This window comes from Enemella dayhoffiae (assembly GCF_002250625.1).
GTDB classification, from domain to species: Bacteria; Actinomycetota; Actinomycetes; order Propionibacteriales; family Propionibacteriaceae; genus Enemella; species Enemella dayhoffiae.
On record NZ_NMVQ01000027.1, the window covers coordinates 1 to 5,138 of the forward strand.

Here is a 5,138-nt window from a genome sequence, read left to right on the forward strand (position 1 = left end):
AAATCCTCGCCAAGAGCCGGCTCAACCTCATCACCAACCAGCCCGAACAGGAGACCACGCCCGCACTCGCCAGCTAACCCCGCCCCGAAGGATCACCAACAGTTACACCACTTGGCGGGACTTGACCTGGGATCGGAGCCACCCCAGAAGTCTTCCAGGGTGGGCTGCATCGGATTCGGGGTCGGGCGCTTACGAGGTGGCATCGGCGTTCTCCCTGCGAGTGTCCAGCGTCGTCGGGCTGGCGGTACTGGCACCTCATCTCACACCTCCTCGGGGTCGGTCTGAGATGTCGCACTGGGCTCGTGCGCGGAGTGCGAGAGGGCTGGTACCCAGCCAACCCCCTCGCACCCATTCGCACTTGTGCGGATGCCGTCGGTCGGTCGTGTTGCGGTGACCGATCCGCCAGCGGCAGCCCCTCGGGGCTTGCCGCTTATCTGCCGACCAGCGCCCGCCAGAGGCTCCGCACGGCCCGTCTCGGAGGACGGGGACTCTCATCGCCGGATCGAGGAAATAAGCGGCCGCCTCGCGGCGATCCACGCTGGACAGCATCCGCCTCGTCACCGTTTCGAGTTCGCCACCACGATCCGCCAGGGGCCGCGCCGAGACCGCCGATGAGACCCCCGTCCTCAGGGCCGTGTGGAGGGGGCGGGTGCTAGGCAGGTCACCGCCCTCCACGCTCGTCACCGGCGCCAGCCGTCGCCTCGCCTTCATGGGTCAGGACTCGTTCGCTGCGCGATCTTCAGGACTCGCCTGCGCCGGCTTCGCCGACTTCGGCTTGCGCCGAGTCCGAGGCTTGCCGCCCGGCCTGGTGACGTCCAGCTGCCGCAACTGGGTGCTCGTCCACCCAGCGGACTCGAGCGCGGCCCAGGCCGATGCCTCAGCGGCAGTCGCGGCAGTGAGAGCCGCCTCCGCTCGCTGCCGCTCGGCGCCCGCACTCTGATACTGCTGCAGCGCCGCCAGGCGCGCATCCACCTCGGCTCGAAGCAACCTCTCGGCCTGCGACATGTCCATGTCCTTGATCCCTTCATCGTTGTGCCGCGCGGGGGTGTCGCTGACCCATCAACGACTCGCGGTCATGCCTCCACTGTAGAGCGGCATCCAGTCTCCCGCCACAGCGGGTCCAAACTCTCAGTGCAGGAGCAAGTTAATAGTTACAGGGCGTAAGTCGCCCTGATTGCTTGCGCCTGCCCCTGCCGGGGGCAATGATGGTCCCCGTACGGGGTCGCTGCGCTGGGCCGGAGAGGCGCTTTCGTGGAAGCGCCCAGGACAGGCCGGTCAGCCGGCCGGAGGCCCACGGTGGTGGGTCTGAGGACACGAGAGCGGGAGGGGTGGGGCAGTGGTGCAGAAGAACCGCCCGGGGCGACGCCCGAACGATCCCGCGGGCCCGCGTACGCACAAGGTGACGATCTGGCTCAACGACCAGGAGTACGTCGAGCTGACCGCACTGGCCGAGGCGATGGGGGTGACCCGGCCGCGGGTCTACACCTCAGCGGTCGAGTCCGGTGGGCAGGTGTTCGACCGGGTGGCGGTCGCCCAGAGCCGGGCTCGGCGGGTTGATGCCCAGGTCGCGGTGCGGGTGCTGGCGGGGGTGGCGAACAACCTCAACCAGCTCGCGCACGCCGCGAACATCGACGGGGAGGTCGAGCGGGCCGAGCTGCGGCAGGTGCTGGGTCAGGTGCGGGAGTTGATCACCCGGTTGCACCAGGTGCTGGAGGAGGGCATCGCATGATCGCCAAGGTGCTCAAGGCCAAGGACACCCCGGGGTTGTTGCACTACCTGTTCGGGCCCGGGCGGGCGAATGAGCACGTGAACCAGCGAGTCGTTGCTGGGTCGAACGATCTGCAGCTGGTGTTCGGTCAACTCATCCCCGGAGGGGAGCGGTTGAGCAACGTCGAACAGCGATTGCTGGCCGACAAGATCGATGAGCACTGGCTGCTGCAGCGCGCGGTGCAGCACGCCGGGTCGGTGCCGGTGCGCGGTGCGGATCGAGAGGGCGGGGCGCCGCATGTGGTGCACGCGATCTTGTCGGTCAAGGCCGAGGACGACGGCGAGCTGGCCGAGGAGAAGTGGTGCGCGATCGCCGCCGACTACATCGAGGCGATGCAGTGGCACGGCTGTGAATGGGTTGCGGTCCACCACGGGCCCTCCAGCGAGGGCCACGACCACGTGCACCTGGTCATCAACCGGGTCCGCCCGGATGGGTCGTGGGCTTCGGTCTACCACGACTGGAAGCGGTCCACCGAGGCCGCACGGGCGCTGGAGGAACGCCACGGCCTGCACCGTCTGCACGATCACGGCGACTCGCGGGGGATGCCCGGCTACAGCCAAGGTGAGCGGCGCAGGGCCCAGGCCGAGGGCGGGCCGGGGGAGCGCTACATCCTGGAGCAGCAGGTCCGCGTCGCCGCCACCGGTGCTCGCGATGAGATCGAGTTCCTGGCCGGCCTGCGTGCGGCAGGAGTGCGGGTACGACCGCGATACGGCAGCGGTGGCCGCGAGTCGGTGGTCGGGTACTCGGTGACCATGGGCAGCAGCACCGGGGAAGCGCCGGTGTGGTTCTCCGGGGGCCGGTTGGCGCGCGACCTCACCTTGCCGAAGCTGCGCGCCCGCTGGGAGCCCCGCTCGGCCGAGGACGTGGTCGCCGCGTGGCGACGGCTCGACCGGAGCGCGCCCCAGGCGGAGGGGGCGGAGTACCCGGGTCGGGCGCTGGGTGATGAACCGGTGCAAGTCGCGCGGGAGGCGACCCGGTTGCTGCAGGCGATGGCGCGCGAGGATGCCCGCAACGAGCGTGCCTGGGCGGCCGCAGCCGGCGACACGGCCGCGTGGAGCAGTGCCTTGGGTCAGCACCTGCAGGACCCGCGCCTGCTCACCGCCGCCCGGACCCTGGCACGCTCCGCCCAACGCCCCGGTGGCGGGAGCCCGCCACCTCGCCCGGTCGGGGTGTCGCGGATGATCCGCCAGCTGATGATGGCGCAGTCGGGTCACGACCTGATGGGCTGGATGGCGGTCATCGAAGCGCTGGGCCGCGCCAGCCAGGCGATCGCCGATGCCCACCTGGCCCGCGGCGAACTGCTGGCCGCCCAGCGAGTGCTCAGTGCGACCCGCGACATCTGGGCGGCGGTGGACGATGTGGCCCACCAGGACGCGCTCACCGCCCAGCAGGCGCCGCAGCGCGCCGCCAGTGCCGCAGTCGATGCGGCCTTCCCGGCGATCACGGAATCGCCCACTCAGACCCCTCGGCCGGGGGCCGGCCGAGGTACCGCTCAACCCAGGGATCACACGAGAGGACGAGGTCATGAGCGATGACGAGATTGAACGCGAGCTGCAGCAGCTGCTGCGGATCATGATGACCAGCGGCGGGCAGTTCGCCGAGATGCTCGCCCGCAACCGCGAGCGCCGTGTGCGCGCCCAGATGGAACGCGTCCAGGCCGAGACCGCGGCTGCAGAACGCGAGGGCCGGGCGCGGCAGCAACAGTGGAGGGACGAGCAGCGCCGCATCTGGGAACAGGCGAGCTGGGGCGATTGGCAGGAGAACGCCACCTTGGGCGAGTGGGCCGGCGCGTACACAGCAGCACGCACCGCCCGTGACCAGGGGTTGGATGCCAACGCCGCCCAAGCCACCGACATGATCCGGGGAGAGGTCCAGCGTCGGTTCGGGGTCGACCTGGCGCGTGAGTACGGCCGGTTGCATCACGACGCCGAGGCGGTCGGCGAGGCGGCCCGGGAGTACGCAGGGGTGCAGGAGCAGAACGCTCAGCAGCACTTCGCCGAGGCCGACCAGCAGCCCCGCGACACCGGCCCGGAGATGCCGGATGGGCGCGTGCTGACCGAGGAGGAGTTCGCCCGCCGGTACCGTCCGTACTACGTCGGCACCTTCGGTGACTGGGTCGACAACGCCACCCCCGAGCAGTTCGTCGAGGCCTACGCCACCGCCCGGGAGATGGAGGACGTCGATTCCCTGGCCGCGATGGCAGCACGCGGGATGGAGGATCGTTACGCCGCCCTCCATCCGGAGCGGTTCCCCGAAGGAGGGCAGCAGTTCCGCTGGACCTGGGACCGGGTCCAGGAGAACCTCGATCGCGGCGCGCAGCCCGGGCAGCGGGGCCCCAGCCACGACGCGAAGCGGCTCGATGAGCAACGCGCCGGCCATCAGGCGCTCGGACAGGCCGATACCGCCCGAGGATGGGCCAAGGACGCCGATACCCAGGCCGCGCAGGCCGCCTCGAGCGAGTTGAGCGTGTATCGGGATCCGACCCAGGCGACCACCCTCAATGCTGGCACCACCGGCACCGAACGGAGCGAGGCGACTCACATCGTGCACACGGCCGGGCCCGGGTTCGCCCGCATGGACCCGACGACCAAGGACAGCACGCGGGCCCGCTCGTCCAAGCCCCGCTCACGCGCCCCGCAGCAGGCCCGGGACCAGAAGCGCAACAAGGGCAAGGGGATGTGATGGCTGAGGCTGACCACGACCTCGAAGTCGACCTCGAGACCGACGACGTCGATCATGACGACTCGGACACCGAGCACGTCGATGATGCCGACCCGTTCGACAGCGACTCCGAGGCGCAGGCGGAGGAACCCGCGCCGGCGGGGCCGAAGTTCCCGAACGCCGATGCATGGCTGCGCGGCTGGCTGCTGAACGTGTGGCAGCCACCCAACCCGCCCGGTGCGACCGACCAGCACACCTCCAAGGCCCCCCCGATGTGGCACTGGTGCCCGCGCTGGTGGCTCCATCCGGAGGCAGTGGTGCGCATCGAGGCGCTGTGGCGTACCTGGGAAGACGCCCAGCCCGACGCCTACCGGGGAATGGCGCTGTGGCTGCGCGATCAGTTCGACCACCACTGGCCACGGATCGTCGGCAATCCCGGCCCGTTGATGTACTGCACCGCCGAGGTACACCGGCCGCTACCGATCCTGCGGGCCATCCCGGCCGGGGTACACCTCGCCGACGTCGAAACCCCAGAATCCGAGCCCGAGGAGACGTAGCCTGAAACTGCGGCCGCGTCACACCTGGCTCTGTCGGTCAGATCCGACACCACTTGTCGGTCAGCTCTGACACCACGAGCAATCGATGAGATGGCATGTCGATTGGTTTCGACACCGGGGTCGCCGACGTGGGTTGGTCAGGCGCGGAGGCT

At 69.9% G+C, this 5,138-nt stretch carries 5 protein-coding genes; 4 read left to right on the forward strand and 1 reads right to left on the reverse strand.

Going from position 1 to position 5,138, the window contains the following annotated elements; all coding sequences use genetic code 11:
• Nucleotides 1-714: 714 nt before the first annotated feature.
• Nucleotides 715-1,011 carry a hypothetical protein gene (locus CGZ93_RS12595; protein ID WP_094364519.1) on the reverse strand — a complete coding sequence of 99 codons (297 nt, stop codon included), beginning with the start codon at nucleotides 1,009-1,011 and terminating at the stop codon, nucleotides 715-717.
• A gap of 325 nt (nucleotides 1,012-1,336) precedes the next feature.
• Here CGZ93_RS12595 and mobC point away from each other — a divergent pair, with 325 nt between their 5' ends.
• The 4 genes from mobC to CGZ93_RS12615 are packed head-to-tail and all read left to right on the forward strand — an operon-like array spanning nucleotide 1,337 to nucleotide 4,986.
• The gene (mobC, locus tag CGZ93_RS12600) at nucleotides 1,337-1,729 is read left to right on the forward strand and encodes a plasmid mobilization relaxosome protein MobC (protein WP_094364520.1); all 393 of its coding nucleotides are present in this window, start codon (nucleotides 1,337-1,339) and stop codon (nucleotides 1,727-1,729) included.
• Complete coding sequence (locus CGZ93_RS12605) at nucleotides 1,726-3,303, forward strand: relaxase/mobilization nuclease domain-containing protein (protein ID WP_094364521.1); 1,578 nt, start codon at nucleotides 1,726-1,728, stop codon at nucleotides 3,301-3,303. Before mobC ends, CGZ93_RS12605 begins: the two co-directional genes overlap by 4 nt.
• Nucleotides 3,293-4,450, forward strand: a complete 1,158-nt coding sequence (locus CGZ93_RS18985) for a hypothetical protein (RefSeq protein WP_176451755.1) — start codon at nucleotides 3,293-3,295, stop codon at nucleotides 4,448-4,450. The genes CGZ93_RS12605 and CGZ93_RS18985 overlap by 11 nt, the downstream gene beginning before the upstream one ends.
• Entirely contained in the window at nucleotides 4,450-4,986 is a 537-nt protein-coding gene (locus CGZ93_RS12615) for a DUF4913 domain-containing protein (protein ID WP_176451756.1), read from the forward strand. Before CGZ93_RS18985 ends, CGZ93_RS12615 begins: the two co-directional genes overlap by 1 nt.
• The last annotated feature ends 152 nt before the right edge of the window (nucleotides 4,987-5,138 follow it).